Origin of the sequence: Anaerobium acetethylicum (assembly GCF_900096945.1) — a bacterium.
In the GTDB taxonomy this organism is placed as follows: Bacteria; Bacillota; Clostridia; order Lachnospirales; family Lachnospiraceae; genus Anaerobium; species Anaerobium acetethylicum.
In genome coordinates, this window is the sequence record NZ_FMKA01000048.1 from 1 (window position 1) to 16,667 (window position 16,667).

Annotated in this window: 14 protein-coding genes; 11 read left to right on the forward strand and 3 right to left on the reverse strand. The window is 42.8% G+C overall.

Translation table 11 applies throughout. From position 1 onward, the window contains the following. Positions 1-152 precede the first annotated feature (152 nt). On the reverse strand, positions 153-851 hold the full coding sequence (locus BJR36_RS18420) for a GntR family transcriptional regulator (RefSeq protein WP_091236897.1): 699 nt from the start codon (positions 849-851) through the stop codon (positions 153-155). Between the two features lie 426 nt (positions 852-1,277). On the opposite strand from BJR36_RS18420, the gene BJR36_RS18425 reads away from it, so the two are divergent. The 6 genes from BJR36_RS18425 (at position 1,278) to BJR36_RS18450 (ending at position 7,103) form a co-directional block, all read left to right on the forward strand. After that, the gene (locus BJR36_RS18425) at positions 1,278-2,300 is read left to right on the forward strand and encodes a zinc-binding alcohol dehydrogenase family protein (RefSeq protein WP_091236898.1); all 1,023 of its coding nucleotides are present in this window, start codon (positions 1,278-1,280) and stop codon (positions 2,298-2,300) included. 208 nt (positions 2,301-2,508) lie between these two features. Further along, complete coding sequence (locus BJR36_RS18430; RefSeq protein ID WP_091236899.1) at positions 2,509-3,702, forward strand: ABC transporter substrate-binding protein; 1,194 nt, start codon at positions 2,509-2,511, stop codon at positions 3,700-3,702. Between the two features lie 75 nt (positions 3,703-3,777). Continuing rightward, positions 3,778-4,644 carry a branched-chain amino acid ABC transporter permease gene (locus BJR36_RS18435; protein ID WP_091236900.1) on the forward strand — a complete coding sequence of 289 codons (867 nt, stop codon included), beginning with the start codon at positions 3,778-3,780 and terminating at the stop codon, positions 4,642-4,644. Positions 4,645-4,655: 11 nt separating this feature from the next. Further along, a complete protein-coding gene (locus BJR36_RS18440; protein WP_091236901.1) occupies positions 4,656-5,606 on the forward strand; it encodes a branched-chain amino acid ABC transporter permease in 951 nt (316 codons plus the stop codon). Further along, entirely contained in the window at positions 5,607-6,380 is a 774-nt protein-coding gene (locus BJR36_RS18445) for an ABC transporter ATP-binding protein (RefSeq protein WP_091236902.1), read from the forward strand. Positions 6,381-6,392: 12 nt separating this feature from the next. Then, the gene (locus BJR36_RS18450) at positions 6,393-7,103 is read left to right on the forward strand and encodes an ABC transporter ATP-binding protein (protein ID WP_091236903.1); all 711 of its coding nucleotides are present in this window, start codon (positions 6,393-6,395) and stop codon (positions 7,101-7,103) included. 96 nt (positions 7,104-7,199) lie between these two features. Here BJR36_RS18450 and BJR36_RS18455 read toward each other — a convergent pair whose 3' ends face one another. Together BJR36_RS18455 and BJR36_RS18460 are read right to left on the reverse strand one after the other, a co-directional pair. Further along, on the reverse strand, positions 7,200-7,889 hold the full coding sequence (locus tag BJR36_RS18455; protein ID WP_091236904.1) for a GntR family transcriptional regulator: 690 nt from the start codon (positions 7,887-7,889) through the stop codon (positions 7,200-7,202). A 114-nt stretch (positions 7,890-8,003) separates the two neighbouring features. Next, the gene (locus BJR36_RS18460; protein WP_091236905.1) at positions 8,004-9,095 is read right to left on the reverse strand and encodes an Ldh family oxidoreductase; all 1,092 of its coding nucleotides are present in this window, start codon (positions 9,093-9,095) and stop codon (positions 8,004-8,006) included. A 274-nt stretch (positions 9,096-9,369) separates the two neighbouring features. Between BJR36_RS18460 and BJR36_RS18465 the strand changes: the two genes are divergently transcribed. The 5 genes from BJR36_RS18465 to BJR36_RS18485 all read left to right on the forward strand — a co-directional run bounded on the left by BJR36_RS18465 (position 9,370) and on the right by BJR36_RS18485 (position 16,583). Further along, entirely contained in the window at positions 9,370-10,008 is a 639-nt protein-coding gene (locus BJR36_RS18465; RefSeq protein ID WP_091236906.1) for an SdpI family protein, read from the forward strand. Between the two features lie 40 nt (positions 10,009-10,048). After that, the gene (locus tag BJR36_RS18470; protein WP_091236907.1) at positions 10,049-10,960 is read left to right on the forward strand and encodes an AEC family transporter; all 912 of its coding nucleotides are present in this window, start codon (positions 10,049-10,051) and stop codon (positions 10,958-10,960) included. A gap of 259 nt (positions 10,961-11,219) precedes the next feature. After that, positions 11,220-11,894 (forward strand): response regulator transcription factor, encoded by a 675-nt coding sequence (locus BJR36_RS18475; protein ID WP_207648911.1) that lies wholly within the window; start codon positions 11,220-11,222, stop codon positions 11,892-11,894. Then, on the forward strand, positions 11,891-13,120 hold the full coding sequence (locus BJR36_RS18480) for a sensor histidine kinase (protein WP_091236909.1): 1,230 nt from the start codon (positions 11,891-11,893) through the stop codon (positions 13,118-13,120). Before BJR36_RS18475 ends, BJR36_RS18480 begins: the two co-directional genes overlap by 4 nt. Positions 13,121-13,448: 328 nt before the next feature. Beyond that, positions 13,449-16,583, forward strand: coding sequence for a CotH kinase family protein (locus BJR36_RS18485; RefSeq protein ID WP_091236910.1), 3,135 nt, complete (start codon positions 13,449-13,451; stop codon positions 16,581-16,583). The last annotated feature ends 84 nt before the right edge of the window (positions 16,584-16,667 follow it).

Consider the following 16,667-nt stretch of genomic DNA (forward strand, 5'->3'; position numbering starts at 1 on the left):
ATTACTGATACCAACTTGTGGTTCACTACACTTGGCGGTAAATACCCGTGGCTGGACTTTCACCAGCTAGATTAGTGCCATGCCTGGCACACAATAAAAAGGAGAGTGTTCCCAGGGAACATCTCCTTTTTTTTGATGCAAAAAAATGTATTCTAAACTATAAAATAATCAGGATACTGCGCCATCAGATTTTCAAAATTCTTATAGAATTTACGCAGATGCTTGCTATAAAACTGTTCCACGTCGTAATCGGAAGATATGCCCATCATAATCAGGTGGTAGATTGTCTTATGTTCGTTATAAATGATGGTGGGATCTGTTTTGTAATGAATCGAATCAAAGTGTCTTGCGCGGTCGTAATGGGAATTGATGCTTTTTACGGAAGCCCATGTCCTGGGTTTTCCGGCTAACTGGTACATGATCTGGTGAAATTCATCGTCCAGTTTCATAAATGCATGAACATTATTTTCGACATCCAAAAGGTTCTGCTGCCTGTCAAGGTTATTCTTGAGCAACTTTAAGTTTTCGGAGCTTACATTTCCTGCTATCTGTTTGATGATGGCAGGCTCGACGGTCGAACGCAGAAAAAGCCCTTCTTTCAGTATGTCAATACTGATCAGGGACACCATGGAAGCGCTCTGAGGATAGACATCAACAAGGTATTCTGACTTCAGTCTTATGATTGCTTCGTGAATAGGAGTCCTGCTGACCTGGAGCAGATCTGACAGTTCGTTTTCGTTCAATACGCTCCCTGGCGGAAGCTGAAGAGTCATAATATTGCCGTGAAGTATGCGGTAAGCGTAATCGCTATTCTTTTCTTTGTCCTTTTTTTCGTGAATTCGTAGTTCCATCTATTTGCTCCTTTGTGCAGGTGATATATCAGTATTTGTAAACGTTGCTGTTATGACTGATATTATAATAACATATCAGAGTGTAAAATTCAATATAAAGTACCGGTAAGAACAGGGGTGAATGTTCGAAAGTGAGCGGTTTGAAGTTTTGAAAATATGAAATCAAGGAAAAATACACAAAATAGAACGAAATATATTGAACATTTTGTACATTGACCACTCGCAGCTGGGCATGATATATTTGTCCTACGATTAATATATCAGTTGAGAAATATTCAGAAGTAATAGCCGATAAAATGATGTTTTTGGCTTAAAATAAAGGCTAAAACTAATATATTTCTATTTGCAGAAGCATCTGAATAAGCAGTGATGTATTACTTGACAGGATTTGATATTCTGGTATCCAAGGAAAGGGAGTAATGAAAAGTGAAAGCAATTAAAGTAATCGAACCATTCAAGGTGGAAATCGTAGATATTCCGAAACCTGAAATTGAAAAGGGCGATGATGTGATCGTCAGAATAACCTCAGGCGGAATCTGCGGTTCAGATATCGGGATTTGGAATGGCACAAATTCATTGGCAACTTACCCGAGAATTATCGGACATGAATTTGGAGGCATTGTAACAGAAGTTGGAAATGACGTTACAAAGGTCAAGGTTGGCGATAAGGTTGCTGTTGACCCTGTAGTAAGCTGCGGACACTGTTATGCATGTTCGATCGGACGCCACAATGTTTGCACGACGCTGGAGGTCATGGGCGTACACAGAGATGGTGGATTTACAGAATATGTAATAGCAGATGAAAAGAATATTCATAAATTCAACGTTGATTTTGAAGATTCCCTACTGGGACTCGTAGAACCTTATACAATCGGTGTTGAAATCAACAACCGCGCTCAGATCCATAAAGGAGATAAAGTGCTGATCATGGGTTCAGGTCCGATCGGTATTGCGGCTATGCAGGTTGCCAAGAGAAACGGCGCCGAAGTAATGATGACAGATCTTGTGAAAGAACGTCTTGAGAAAGCAAAATCAATGGGCGCTGATGAAACTGTCCTGGTTTCGGAAGAGAACCTTGAAGACAGAATCGCTGCCTTTACCGATGGTGAAGGAATCCCGGTCGTGATAGATACAGTGTGTGTTCCGGCTTCTTTTGAACAGAGCGTGCAGCTTGCATGTCCTGCAGGAAGAGTGGTAGTACTCGGTCTTAAGAATCAGCCTTCCGGGATAACGATGGCCGACATTACAAAAAAGGAACTGACAATCGTCGGATCAAGATTAAGCTGCAATGCTTTTGATGAGGTAATAGCGGGATTCGAAGACGGAAGCCTTACGCCTCAGGAACTTATGACAAAAGCGTTCAATTACAAAGATGTCATGGATGCGCTTACTATGATCAAAGAACATCCGCAGGATGTACTGAAGATCGTCCTCAAATTCGAAGATTAACAACTGAAAGAATAAAAACAGCAAGAATCCGTTGGTTGGAACGGACAGGAAAATGATTTTATTGTATTGGTTTTCACTATTCAGGACTATGCATCCCCGAGGTTCTGAAGTGCTATAACCGATTTACAATAACATAAATGGACGCAGCTGAAACAGCCGCGTACCAAAACTCTAATAAAAGGTGTATAAGAGTAAAGGAGAGAAAATTATGAAAAAAAGAATCGTAGCAGTATTATTGGCAGGTATGATGGTAGTCGGAATGGCAGGATGTTCAAACAGCGCTTCGACTGACAGCAAGGGCACAGATGGAAAAGAAGCTTCAGGTGAGACCATCAAAGTCGGTGTCATCTACTCAGCAACAGGAACAATGGCAGGCAGAGGCGAGTACATGAAGAATGCAATCGAACTTGCAGCTGAAGAAATCAATGAAGCAGGCGGCGTTCTTGACAAGGACATCGAGCTTGTATACGAAGACGACCAGAGCGACCAGACAACAGCTATCAACATGATGAATAAGATGGGTTCAGATGAAGAAATCGTTGCCGTTTTCGGACCTCATACTTCAACTAACGCAATTGCAGTATCAAACACAGTAGAAGATTATGGAATCCCATATTTCACTGGCGGTACTTCAGCTAAATTAAAATCACTCGGAAATGAGTACATGTTCAAAGTAAGATGTAACGATACAGTCGTAGTGAACTCTGCTATGAAGTTCGTCAGCGAGTCATTAGACGCTAAAAAAATCGGTATCCTTTATATCAATGATGAATTCGGTGTTGGCGGAAGAGATATCATGGTTAAGTATTGCGAAGACAACAACCTTGAATTCGTGGAAGCAAACCACAATGCAACAGATCAGGATCTGACTTCACAGATCATGAAAATGAAACAGGAAAACGTAGACGTATTAGTTGCATGGTCATCAAATGTATGCCCGATCGTTGCAAGACAGACAACAGAACTTGGATTTGACAAACCTGTACTTATGAACTCAGGCTTTGGCGGACAGGACGTTCTTGATTCGCTTTCAACTGAATATACAGAAGGAAAATATGCAGCATGTGACTTCACAGCAGAAGATCCTACAGAAGAAGCGGCAGCATTCGTAAAAGCATTTTCAGATGCATACGGAAAGAAACCACTTGGCGACTGGTCAGCAAGCTACTATGGCGGACTTAAGGCATTGGCATCTGCAATCGAAGCAGCAGGAAAAACTGACAGAGAGTCAATCAAAGATGCTATGTACAATGTGAAAGATTTCGCAGCACCATTAGGAGCGTTAACAACAGATGAAAATGGATGCCTTGTACATGAAACATCAGTGATCCAGGCAGTTGTACAGGATGACGGAAAAGCTATCTTTGATTTAGTTGAAAAAATCAAAGAAAGCGGATACTAAAATCTGGAACTATTATTGTCAGATCATTCAATGGGAGCGAAAGCTCCCGTTTGAATGAATAAATGGAGGTTGACTATGGCGCAAACAGTATTACAGCTGATTATCGGTGGATTGGCAATGGGCTTTATCTACGCTTTAGTTAGTATTGAATATACAATTATCTGGAATGCATCCGGACTTCTTAATTTTTCGCATGAAAGATTGATTCTTCTCGGTGCGTACCTTTTCGGAGCACAATTTGTAGTTCGTAATGGAATAAGCAATCCTATAGCGGTTGTTTTGATGTTAATATGTACATTTTTTATCGGCGTTTTAATTTCTTATGTCCTGATGAGACCATTGAGAAATCTGCCGCTTGTTTTCTCGGTTACAGGAACGATTATGTTAGGCCGTATTATTACTGAAGGCGTCCGCCTTATCTGGGGCAACAACCCTATTCCGCTCGTTGGCTGGCTGGAAGGTACGATCAAAGCAGGCGAACTTGTTATAAACAGAACATATATCATTATCATTATCGTTGCAGCAGTATTAGTTGCAGCACTTCAGATTTTCCTGAACAAGACGAAAGTCGGAACAGCTATGAGATGTGTGTCCCAGAACAAAAAAGCAGCAGCTTTTATGGGAATTGATGTTGATAGATCATCTGCAATTACAATGGGTATCTCCGCGGTAATTTGCGGTATTATTGGTATTTTGATTATCCCGTTATTCCAGTTAAAGGGCGATATGACCGGTATGATCGGTATAAAAGGTTTCGCAGCTGGTGTAGTCGGTGGATTCGGTTATATCCCTGGCGGTATCGTTGGAGGTATCCTGATCGGCGTTCTGGAATCTTTAAGTACATTAGTGGTTCCGGGAATTTACAAGGATATAGTTTCCTTTATCTTGTTGATTGTATTCTTGTTAGTCAGACCAAGTGGTATTCTTGGACATAAAGCTTAGGGAGGTGTGACATGTCTGATAAGTATAAAAAAATATTAATGGTGCTTATACCGTTGATGATCGCAATTGCGATGCCTCTTATCGTAACAGATAATTATTTCAGGGGTATCTTTATAATGACTCTGATCTACATCATTGTAGTATTAGGATTGAATTTCATTACAGGTCTTACAGGACAGATGAATCTTGGAACAGCAGGTATTTTTGCAATGGGTTCCTATACGACTGCACTTCTGTCGACTAAATTAGGTATTTCACCATGGCTTACAATTATAGGCTCAATTATCATGGGACTTATTATCGGTGTCGGATTGGGATATCCTTCCCTTCGTGTACAGGGTGTATACCTTGCGCTCACTACTATCGGTTTTGGTGAAATCGTAAGAATCCTTATTAGTAACTTCAAATTCACGAACGGTATCATGGGTATCCGTGACATTCCAGCATTTACCATAGGGAGCTTCAGCTTTGACGACAAGCTTGCCAGATATTACCTGTATTTGGTATTTGTTGTGATCATGGGCGTGGTTGCATACCGTATCACAAACTCGAAATGGGGAAGGCTTTTCAAAGCGATCCGTGACAACTATGAAGCAGTTCAGGCTGTCGGTGTTGACATTGCAAAGCCGAAGGTGCTGGCATTTACGTTAGCAGCTATTTACGGATGTGTTGCAGGTTCTTTATATGCGGTGCATATGGAGTTCATTACACCTTCTGTATACACGTTCGATCTGTCGACTACTTTTATCGTAATGATGATGTTAGGCGGAATCGGATCAGTTCCAGGATGTATTCTCGGTGCTGTCGTATGTACAATATTACCTGAATTGTTACGTGATTTTGGAAACTGGTACTGGATCATTTTCAGTATACTTGTGCTCCTGGTTATCTTATTCAGGCCAAATGGTATTATCAGTTTTCTAAAAACCAGGAAAAAGTCAGTAAAGGAAGGAGTAAAATAGATGGCTAACGTATTAACAGTTGAACATTTAACGAAAAAATTTGCGGGTTTGACTGCTGTCAACGATCTTTCTTTTACAATGAAGGAACGCACTATACATTCTCTGATCGGACCTAACGGTTCAGGTAAAAGTACTACCATTAATATGTGCACCGGCTCCCTGCCTATCACTTCAGGCACAGTAAAGTACCGTGATGAAATCATCAGCGGTAGGGTTCTGCATGAGGTTGCGAGCAGAAATATAGGAAGAACTTTCCAGAACCTTAAATTATTCGGTTCGATGACAGTGGAAGAAAATCTTATGGTGGGTATGCAGGCACAGATGAAAGATGGGATTTTAAAATTCCTTGTAAGCCCTGCGAGTGCAAAAGCTGAAGAAAAACGGGCAAATGAAAGAGCCATGGAGGTTCTTGATTATATAGGAATGTACAAATACCGCAACGAAACAGTAGCGAATCTGGCTTATGGACAGCAGAAGCTGACAGAGCTTGGAAGGTCTATTATGACAGCGCCTAAGCTGCTATTCCTGGATGAACCGGCAGCAGGATTGAATCCTAGTGAAAGAGTTGAGTTCGTTAAAATATTATTAAAGGTGTTCGATGATGGAATCGACCTGTTCCTGATCGAACACAACATGGATGTTGTAATGAATATATCCAACTATATTACAGTAATCAACTTTGGTTCAAAGATTGCCGAAGGAACACCAAAAGAAATTCAGAATAATGATGAAGTTATCGCGGCGTACCTTGGCAGCCAGTTTAAAAAGAAATAGCGGGGTGAGAGAATGCTAAAAGTAGAAAATATAGATGTTTACTATGGTAAGGTTCAGGCCTTGTATGATGTATGTTTCGAAGTGGGCGAGAATGAAATCGTATCAATCATCGGTTCAAATGGCGCCGGAAAATCCACATTGATGAAGACCATCATGGGCGTTAATAAACCTGCAAAGGGTACAATTGAATTTAATGGAGAACAGATCGGCAGCGTAAAGACCAATCTTATAGTTGGAAAAAGATTAGTATACATACCGGAGGGACGTGAAGTATTCCCTAAAATGTCTGTAAAGGACAATCTGGTCATGGGTGCATACAGCCGTAAATATTCTTCTGCCGAGATGAATAGAAAACTAGAAGAGATGTTTGAAATCTATCCCAGATTAAAAGAGAGACAGAGCCAGCTGGCTGGAAGCATGTCAGGCGGCGAGCAGCAGATGCTGGCAATCGCAAGGGGACTTATGAGCGAGCCTAAGATGGTTATGTATGATGAACCTTCCTTGGGATTATCACCTCTTATCGTAGACGAAATGTTCGAAACAATCGTTAAGGTTAAACAGACAATGAAGATTCCCGTTGTTATCGTTGAACAGAATGCTTTTATGGCAATGTCAATATCTGACAGAACCTATATTCTTGAAAACGGCCATATGAAGGGCAGCGGAGCAAGTAAGGAATTAATGGATTCACCTGAAATCAAAAAAGCATATCTTGGAGGCTGATGGTATATCAGAATAAAAAGATGCTTGAGTGGCTCTTTGAACAGAAAAAGTAAGTTATAGAAAGGGAAGTGTCAGATGATGCTTCCTTTTTTTGTATTAATCCGTAATTTTAAAATAATGCGGATATTCCTCGCAAAGCCTCTGCTGGTCAGCCAGGGCTCTTGAAAGGTGGAGTTCCATAAGCCTTACGGCCTCATCTTTGTTTTTTTCTTTTATAGCATCTAAAATCAGGATATGGTCATCCACAATCTGTGCTGGAGAGAGGGCTTCAAAACTAAGCTTCCGCTCCCTGTCAAAATGAGGCATCATGTCATCAAGCAGCGTATATGCTGTTTCCTTATTACATAAGGCAAAGATATTTCTGTGAAATCCGGCATCCAGTTCAAGAAGCTTGTTGAAATTTTTGCTTTTCAGGTAGAGCTGCTGCAGAATGACATTCTCCTCGAGGTTTTCAAGATGCGGATTTGCGGAATCGTAATCACATGCCAGCTTCACGACGGCACTTTCCAGGACGTAGCGGTTAAAGCGGACCGCTTCAACATATTCCATATCAATCAAAGCAACAAAAGTCCCTCTTTGGGGATAAATGTCTATGAGCTTTTTCATGGACAGCGTAAGCAGAGCCTCGTGGACGGGGGTGCGGCTCACCCCCATCAGCTTACATAATTCGGTTTCCTGGATTTCCTGCCCTGGCTTGAGGTTCAGGTTTACGATATTGAAAAGCAGTACTCTGTAGGCAAACTGCCTTGCTGGTTCTCCGTGGTTGCGTTCTAACAGTTCTATCATAATGATTGGTATATCCTTTCTTTGACGGCATGTTTATGTGATTTATGAATATCAGCTGAAGCTTCTTCTGGAATCAATCATAACATAAGCGAAGTATGCACGTCACTGCCAGAATTAAAAATCTTCGCCGATATATCCGGCATAGTCAACACCGAGGCTTCTTCCGATTTCCTGCATTTCCTGAAAGGTTTTTTCATTGACAGGAATTCCTTCTTTTGTCTTCCGTTCATAGGATTCCAGTTCTTTCTCACCGTGGATGTAGATTCGTTCCTGACCTTCGGCTTTTTTGGAATTGCGGAGTTCATCGAGGAAAACGGAAAAGTTCTTTTTAATAGCTTCCTTATTGCCGAATATTCCATAATCGATAGCCCAGAAGCAGTGGGAGATTTCGTTGTGACCATTTTCAACTGCATGATTAGATGTTGCACCACCAGCCATTATTGAGGTAAACAGCTCGCAGATGAGGCCGAACCCATAGCCTTTGTATCCGGAAGTGGTCTCATTGGAGCCTCCGAGAGGGAGGATACCGCCTCCAAGTTTGTTGATGATATTATTGAGTACCAGACCGGGATTGTTGCAGTCGAGACCTTTTTCATCAAGTGCCCAGCCTGTTGGAAGTGCCTGTTCCTTCTTATTATATACTTCGACCTTTCCGCGCGGCACAACGGTGGTCGCAGCATCAAACAGGAATGGCGTCGGATCGGCTGGCATGGAAACCGATATGGGATTGGTTCCAAGCATTGCCTGGCGTCCGAAAGTCGGTACCATAATGGCTTCCGTGTTAGTCATGCAAATACCGATCAGATCATTGTCAGCTGCAAGCTTTGTATAATATCCGGCAATACCATAATGGTTTGAATGGCTTACGGCCACCATTCCGATACCTGTCTTTTTTGCCTTATCAATGGCAAGCATCATCGCATCGTGGCCTGCAAGCTGTCCCATTGCTTTTTTTGCATTGACTACAGCTGAAATCGGGGTTTCGAATGTGATTGCAGGTCTTACGTCAACGGAAACCTCGCCGTCCTTCATGGCGTTGTGATAGCGGATCAGGCGCTGTATTCCATGGGATTCGATGCCGTACAGGTCTGCCATCAGCAGGACATTTGTGATGGTTCTGCTTTCTTCTTCGCTGAAACCGTAGTTCTGAAAAATGTCATTGCAGTAATCCCGTACCCTGGGATAGTTCAAAATTTTATAGGCCATTGATATAATCCTCCAATTCATATTGTAATCCATATATTAATATACTAATATATTAGCATATTAATATATGGATTACAATACAGAAATAGCTCAGACAGCTCGTAAATTTATGAGAGAAGAATCCGGGTTTGCTAGTCACTTCGTGGACAAATAACATCCAGTGTTTCAGATTTGACTAAGCGGCCTGTGCATGTTACATTATTCCTAGAGTTATTTGTACCTAATCACAAAGGCTCTTCGCTTTTTTGATCGGACGATATCGGGAGGTAGTAATATGAAGAAAAAGATGGATAAAATGATGATGATATCGACTGCAGTGTGCCTGCTTCCGATACTTCTTTCATTAATTATATATGACAGGCTTCCTGACCAGGTGGTAATACACTGGAATGCTGCGGGAGAACCTGACGACTATGCATCAAAAGCGTTTGCTGCTTTTGGTCTGCCTTTCATTTTGGCTGCAATTAACATGTTTACACATTTTATGCTCAATAATGATCCCAAAAGGGCTAATTCTCCGGTTGCATTGAAGCTGATGGGAAAATGGATAGTTCCCGTTGTATCTGTTATTATGATTCCGCTGTCCCTTTTTACATCTATGGGCGTGGATGCGCCAATTGCCAGGACTGTCCCGGCAGCTGTCGGTATCATGGTGATAGCCTGCGGGATCTATCTGCCGAAATGCAGACAGAACTATACAGTCGGCATCAAGCTTCCATGGACCCTTGACAGCGAGGAGAACTGGAACAGGACCCACCGGATGGCGGGATATCTGTGGATTGCCGGGGGAGTATGCATAATCGTGGTCAGCCTGCTGGGGGTCTGGACGGGTCAGGCAATACCTGTAATAATCGGAATCCTTGTGCTGGTTCCCGTGTTCTATTCCTATATGATTTACCGGAATGGAATATAGGGATGCTTATATGAAATAAAAGAAAGAGAGAAAGAATTGAATGAATGATGTAATAAACCGGATGGCGCTTCTGTTTATCCTTATGGCAGTCGGATACGCAGCAAATAAAGCGGGCATACTGGATGAAAAGGGCAACATGATCGTTTCAAAACTGATTATGAATGTGACGATGGTTGCGACTATACTGGATTCCGTGGCAGGCATCCAGATTGAAGATAAATCGGAGCTTGTTGTGGTATTTGCGTTGGCTGCAATACCATTTATTATTTTTCCGATCATTTCAAAGGTACTGATCAGGATCATGAAGACGCCCGGGGACAAGAGGGCGGCTTTTGAAGCGATGCTGATATTTCCAAATCTGGGATTTATGGGCGTGCCTGTAATAAGCGGACTGTATGGTGAAGAAGCGATATTTTACGTGTCAATCTTCATGCTGGTGTTCAATCTCGTGTTTTTTTCATATGGGCTTATTATTTTAAGTAAAAATACTGAGGCGGGAAAGATAAACTTTCGCAGCATGCTGAATCCTGGTGTTGTAGCTTCTCTGTTTTCGATGGTCATCTTCTTTTTTGACATCAGGTTTCCGGTCCCGATAGCTGAAGGCCTTGATATGCTCGGAGGAGCCACGACTCCTCTGGCAATGATCGTTATCGGATCGACCATTGCTGATGTATCGGTCAGGGAAGTATTTACGGAAAAGAGAATCTATATTTTTGCAGTCATCAAGCTGATCATTTATCCGGTAATTGTCTGGCTTCTGGTCAGAAATTTCGTCGAAAACCAGTCGCTGACCGGTATCGCCGTAATCCTTACGGGAATGCCGACTGCTGCCAGCGTGGTGATGGCCTGCAATGAATGCGGATCAGGAGCCAAATTCGTAAGCAAGGGGATTTTCATATCAACACTTGGATCCATGATAACCATACCGCTCCTGACCGCCCTGATCAGCTAAACTTTCAGGCAGGCTCTTTAAGGTTCATTTAAGGATGCTGTTATATACTTAAGGCTGTAAGGCTAATTAAAGTAACTGCATAGTAACTGTTCAGAACCTCTGTCTCGCGAGGTGTTTTTATGCTGATTTTGCATAAAACCCGAGACATTCGTGTGCCAAATTGCTGATTTTGCAATTTGTGTGCCTCATATGTGACTATGAAGGACGTAGTCCTGAATAGTTACACTGCATATATAACAGAAGGATGGAGATAGATAAAATGAGGATTTTACTTGCTGAGGATGAAAAGGAACTGTCGAATGCCCTGGTGGCGATACTGAAACACAACAATTATTCGGTAGATGCAGTCTATGACGGTGCAGACGCCCTGGACTATGGCTTGTCGGAAAATTATGATGTACTGATTCTGGACATTATGATGCCGAAGATGAGCGGTCTGGAAGCACTTGAAAAGCTCAGGAAACAGGGCGTCCAGACGCCGGTACTTATGCTGACGGCAAAAACTGAGATTGAAGACAGGATAGCAGGGCTTGATATGGGGGCAGACGATTACCTGGGCAAACCCTTTGCCATGGGGGAACTGCTGGCAAGGGTCCGTGCCATGACCAGAAGGAAATCCGAATTCACATCTAATCTCATAGAATCGGGAAACATTACGCTCAATAAGGAGAATTTTGAACTTTCCAACGGGAAATCTTCCCTAAGGCTTGGGAACAAGGAATTTCAGATGCTCGAGATGCTGATAAGCAATCCAAAACGCCTGATTTCGACAGAACAGTTTATGGAAAGGATATGGGGATATGATTCCGAAGCGGAAATCAATGTTGTCTGGGTATATATTTCCTATCTGCGCAAGAAGCTTGCCTCCCTGGATGCGAACGTCAAAATCAAGGCAGTTCGAGGCGTGGGGTATACGTTGGAGGAATGTGAATGATTAAAAAACTGCAGCGTAAATTTATCATGATTGCCATGGGATCTCTTGCCATTGTCATGGTGATCCTTGTTGGTTCGATCAATGCCATTAATCTATACCAGATGAACAGCAAGCTAAACGGCGCCATTACGATTCTTTCGGAAAACCAGGGACGTTTCCCGAAATTCGAAAAAGAGATTCCCAGACAGGACGACAAGAGGTTCGGATTCGAGATGGACGAGGAGACGCAGTTTGCCATAAGGTATTTCACTGTCGATATCGATGCGGATGGCGACATCAGCGAGATCGATACAAGCCATATAGCAGCAGTATCTTCCGACGAAGCAGCAGAATATGCAATAAAGGTGCTGGGCGGAAGCCGCGACAGCGGTTATGTCGGAATATACAAATTTGAAATCGTCGATCAGGCTGACGGAGCCATGATCATATTCCTAAACTGCAAGAACGAGATAGAGACGGCAACCCTGTTTCTTCTGAGCTCCGGCGGGGTTGCCATAGCTACTCTTTTCCTTGTGTTCGTACTCGTATCCGTATTTTCCAGGAAGGCAATTAAGCCGATCATAGAAAGCATGGAAAAGCAGAAGCAGTTTATTACAGATGCCGGACATGAAATCAAAACGCCTCTTGCCATCATATCGGCCAATACGGACGTACTTGAGCTTACGGGAGGGGAGAGCGAGTGGATAGCCAGCATCAGGAACCAGGTACTGCGCCTGGATAAGCTTGTAAGAAACCTTCTGATGCTTTCAAAAATGGATGAGGATGAGATTAAAAGGATATTCACCGATTTTGATCTCAGCAGAACAGTGGATGAAACGGCCAGCCCCTTCAGGGCAGTTGCAGAGACCCAGAACAAGAAGTTCATCATGGACATACAGCCGGGGCTCATGTTTCGCGGGGATGAGTCAAGCATCAGCCAGCTTGTATCGACCCTGGTCGACAATGCCATGAAGTATTCGGATGAGGAGGGGGCCATAAAAGTTTCCCTTCATGCTTCAAAAAAAGGCGTACAGCTTGAGGTGTTCAATACTGTAGAGAAAATAGACCCAGAGAACCTCGAGAAGCTTTTTGACAGATTCTACAGGGCTGATTCCTCACGGTCCAGGGATACTGGCGGATACGGGATAGGCCTTTCTATAGCAAGGTCGATCGTGGAGGCGCATCACGGGAAGATTTCGGCAAAGAGCGTGGATGGGAAATCCATATGTTTCACGGTAAAATTATAAAAACAGGACAGCCGGCATATTCCGCCGGCTGTCCTGTTTTTTGATATATAGGAGTGGAGTGTCAAAAGCCACGTAGGGCCGCAAAGTACGCGGCCCAAGTACCAACGTCTTCATAAAGCTGCTCATTGAATCATGTTTTACATCACTGCGTGTCAGGTGGCGAATGTGCAAATTGACGAAGCCGATCGTTACAAGAGGGCTTTTGACCCTGGTATCATAATATAATAAATAAAACTTATAATGCAAAGATTTTTCCGGAAAATTGGTTTAAAATGGTTAATTATAACGAATTAATCTAACAACTAATGAAAGCGTACGGAGGTCAAAAATGAAACAGTTAAAAAAAGCACTAAGCTTTACACTGGCACTGGCATTGGCAATCAGCAGTGTTGCTCCACTCAGTACATCAGCAAACACATCCCTTGCTTCCTGGACACCTGTCGGGAGCAGCAATGCGGCCATTGATGTAACTGATGCCACACAGGGAATTACTATTCCTGATATTGTGCTTGGAACTGCCAGTCTGAGCTTTGAAAAAGAATATCCAAAAGTCGGAGAGGCTTTCCCGGTAATGGTCGGTGATGGCACCCTGACAGATGACGTTACCTATGACTGGACCATAGACGGAAAAACTGTTTCCACTACTGACTCTTACACGCCTATTGCCCAGGATCTTGAAAAAATGCTCACAGTAACTGTCAGCATGAATGGTTTGGAGCTGGGATCAAAATCTGTATTGATCAGCAATGTTATGGTAGTTTATATAGATACTGAAAACAATGCTTCTATTACAAGCAAAGAAACCTATATAAACGGCTCTTTCCAATTACAGGGGAATTCATTCTATAATACCACGAATACTACTCTTTATAATGGAGCAATGGAAATCAGGGGACGTGGAAATTCCACCTGGGGACTGAATAAAAATCCTTATAAAATTAAACTTGAGAAATCTACTGATCTTCTTGGTTTTGGAAAGAGCAAGCATTGGGTGCTTATCGCAAACTACATGGACGAAAGCCATATGAGAAATAAACTTGCCTATGACCTGTCTCAGGACATGGGGATGCCTTCGATGCAGTCAGCATATGTTGAACTGGTGCTAAATGGAGAATATGTAGGCCTTTACCAGCTGTGTGAGCAGGTACGTATTTCAGATACCAGGGTAAATACATTTGACTGGAGCAAGGTTTCAGAATCTGTCGCAAAAAAGATCGTTGCTGCAAACCCAGCTGCCCTGACGACAAATGACCAGACTGCCATCGAAGACCAGATGAATACAGAAATGAGCTGGATGACCTCTAAAACACTGGAATATAAAGGCGTGTCCTACAATGTAGCGGATTATTATAAGGACCTTCCTGATGCAGACGGAGGTTTCCTCATCGAACTGGATGAGTACTGGGACGAAGTTTCAAAATTCAAGACCAGTTCAGGACAGCCCATTCAGATAAGCGAGCCTGAATACCTGGCTACAGATTCTGAAGCCTTTACCAATCTCAGCGATTATATCCAGGATTTTGAAGACGGTGTAAGAGCTTATGATTTTTATTCGCCATCCGTCAACAAGTCCTATACCGAACTCGCTGATATGGATTCTGTCATCAAGACTTGGCTGGTCAACGAGATTTTCTTCAATACAGAAACCTGTAAGAAGAGTTTTTATATGTATAAGGATATTAACAGGCCTTTGTCTTTTGGTCCTGTCTGGGATATGGACTGGTCGGCAAACAGTGATATAAGCTCTTCAGAAACCAACTTCCCGACAAAGTGGATGACGATTGAACGATCTTCGTCTGCCCAGGCTGAATCATGGTATAAGTACATGATCAAAGATCCGTATTTTGCATTAAAAGCGAGAGAAGCGTATCAGGAATTCAGTACACAGATTCAGGATCTGACTGCTCCCGGCAAAGATATGGACCAGCTATACGCATACATCCAGACTGCAGCCAATGCGAATTATGCACTTGGAACCGATGGCGTCAGAAGTACAAAAAAAGACTTCGCAGGACAGGTCTCAACCCTGAGGACATTCCTGACGAAGCGTCTTGCGTGGTTAGATGCCCAGTTTTCCAGCGTCGATACCCTTTATACTTCTCTTCAGGGTTCTGATGAAAATACTCTGGCATCTCAAATATCTTTATCAGCTGACAGCACTGCTTCTGGCACAACAGCCACTGTAACAGTTGACTCCATGAAAGATGCAGCAAAAGCGGCTTTTTATGTAAATGGCAAAAAGGTGTCAACAGAAGCTCTTGCAGCAGATACGGCAACTGCCTCAATTCCTTCAGAAATGCTGATTAACGATACAACTAAGGATAACATTGTAACGGTCTATATCCTTGACTCTTCAGATCAGCCAGTAAAAGCGATTGTTCCTGTGATCAGGACAGTAACCCTGCCTTACGGCGGCTCCTACCAGATTAGTGAAGATGTCAATGTTTATGCAACAGAGTACGAGATTTTTAAAAATGCCGCTGCACCAATCCCTCTTACAGGCAGCCTGACCTTAAACGGAACAGCAAAAGCAGGAAATACACTGACAGCTGTATTAAGTGCCTCAAACATAACAGGCATTCCTGCATACCAGTGGTTTGCTGACAGACAGGAAATTTCCGGGGCTAACGGAAGCACTTACCAGGTTCGTGCAGAAGACCTTGGAAAGACGTTGTATGTGAGCGTAAGCAGTACTATTGAATCTGGTTCCGTAAACAGCGTTTCTACAAATCCGGTAACAGCAGCTGATGTCCAATATGCAGATTTGATTATCCACCAGATCTACGGAGGCGGGAATGCAGGCAGCAACCCTGTTTCACATGATTTTATTGAGATTTATAACCCTTCATTAAGCCCTGTTGATCTGAAAGGTTATAAGATTTCCTATCTTTCAAACCGTGCGGGAAAAGCCGGATCTACAGGCGGGCTGCCTGTCATGCTGGAACTTACAGGAACCATTCCTTCCCATACCTCATTCCTGATCAGATGTAAGGAGGAGACCACCACGACCAGCTTCCGTTATATGGTTTCAGCATTTGACCAGGAATGGAACCAGACCATTGATAACAAGCAGTATTCAATTTCTCTCTTAAAGGGTACACAGTTCATAGACGGGGTGTCGGTAAATGAAGCTCCGGTGGAAGGTCCTGCTCTTGCAGACGGGTTTATAAGCAAACAGTTTACTGCAAGACGAAATGCTTTTTCAGACAAGGACAATAATGTGACAGATTTTGTGGCCATAAGCTATTTAGACATAAGCGACGAGAACCTGGCAGCCAGCCGACCAAGAAGCCTGTCAGACGGTATCTGGGGATTGTCTGATTCTTCACCAGATCCAGGTAATGATGACTCGGAACTGACTGATATAGAGAAATTCATACAGAGGCTTTACAATAAAGTTCTCAGCCGTACAGCCGAACCTGAAGGAATGACATATTATAATGATCTTTTAGTAGGTAATTGATAAATGTTTTTCTCCTTTTGTGTGGATAACTATCCCGTATATAAGGAGAGAAAAAGGGTCATTATTCAGAATAGTTTCTGGATT

Excerpts from the sequence above, each read along its gene's own strand:
- BJR36_RS18420 (WP_091236897.1), bottom strand. The coding sequence starts at position 851 with ATGGAACTACGAATTCACGAAAAAAAGGACAAAGAAAAGAATAGCGAT.
- BJR36_RS18430 (WP_091236899.1), top strand. The coding sequence starts at position 2,509 with ATGAAAAAAAGAATCGTAGCAGTATTATTGGCAGGTATGATGGTAGTC.
- BJR36_RS18435 (WP_091236900.1), top strand. The coding sequence starts at position 3,778 with ATGGCGCAAACAGTATTACAGCTGATTATCGGTGGATTGGCAATGGGC.
- BJR36_RS18440 (WP_091236901.1), top strand. The coding sequence starts at position 4,656 with ATGTCTGATAAGTATAAAAAAATATTAATGGTGCTTATACCGTTGATG.
- BJR36_RS18445 (WP_091236902.1), top strand. The coding sequence starts at position 5,607 with ATGGCTAACGTATTAACAGTTGAACATTTAACGAAAAAATTTGCGGGT.
- BJR36_RS18450 (WP_091236903.1), top strand. The coding sequence starts at position 6,393 with ATGCTAAAAGTAGAAAATATAGATGTTTACTATGGTAAGGTTCAGGCC.
- BJR36_RS18455 (WP_091236904.1), bottom strand. The coding sequence starts at position 7,889 with ATGATAGAACTGTTAGAACGCAACCACGGAGAACCAGCAAGGCAGTTT.
- BJR36_RS18460 (WP_091236905.1), bottom strand. The coding sequence starts at position 9,095 with ATGGCCTATAAAATTTTGAACTATCCCAGGGTACGGGATTACTGCAAT.
- BJR36_RS18465 (WP_091236906.1), top strand. The coding sequence starts at position 9,370 with ATGAAGAAAAAGATGGATAAAATGATGATGATATCGACTGCAGTGTGC.
- BJR36_RS18470 (WP_091236907.1), top strand. The coding sequence starts at position 10,049 with ATGAATGATGTAATAAACCGGATGGCGCTTCTGTTTATCCTTATGGCA.
- BJR36_RS18475 (WP_207648911.1), top strand. The coding sequence starts at position 11,220 with ATGAGGATTTTACTTGCTGAGGATGAAAAGGAACTGTCGAATGCCCTG.
- BJR36_RS18480 (WP_091236909.1), top strand. The coding sequence starts at position 11,891 with ATGATTAAAAAACTGCAGCGTAAATTTATCATGATTGCCATGGGATCT.
- BJR36_RS18485 (WP_091236910.1), top strand. The coding sequence starts at position 13,449 with ATGAAACAGTTAAAAAAAGCACTAAGCTTTACACTGGCACTGGCATTG.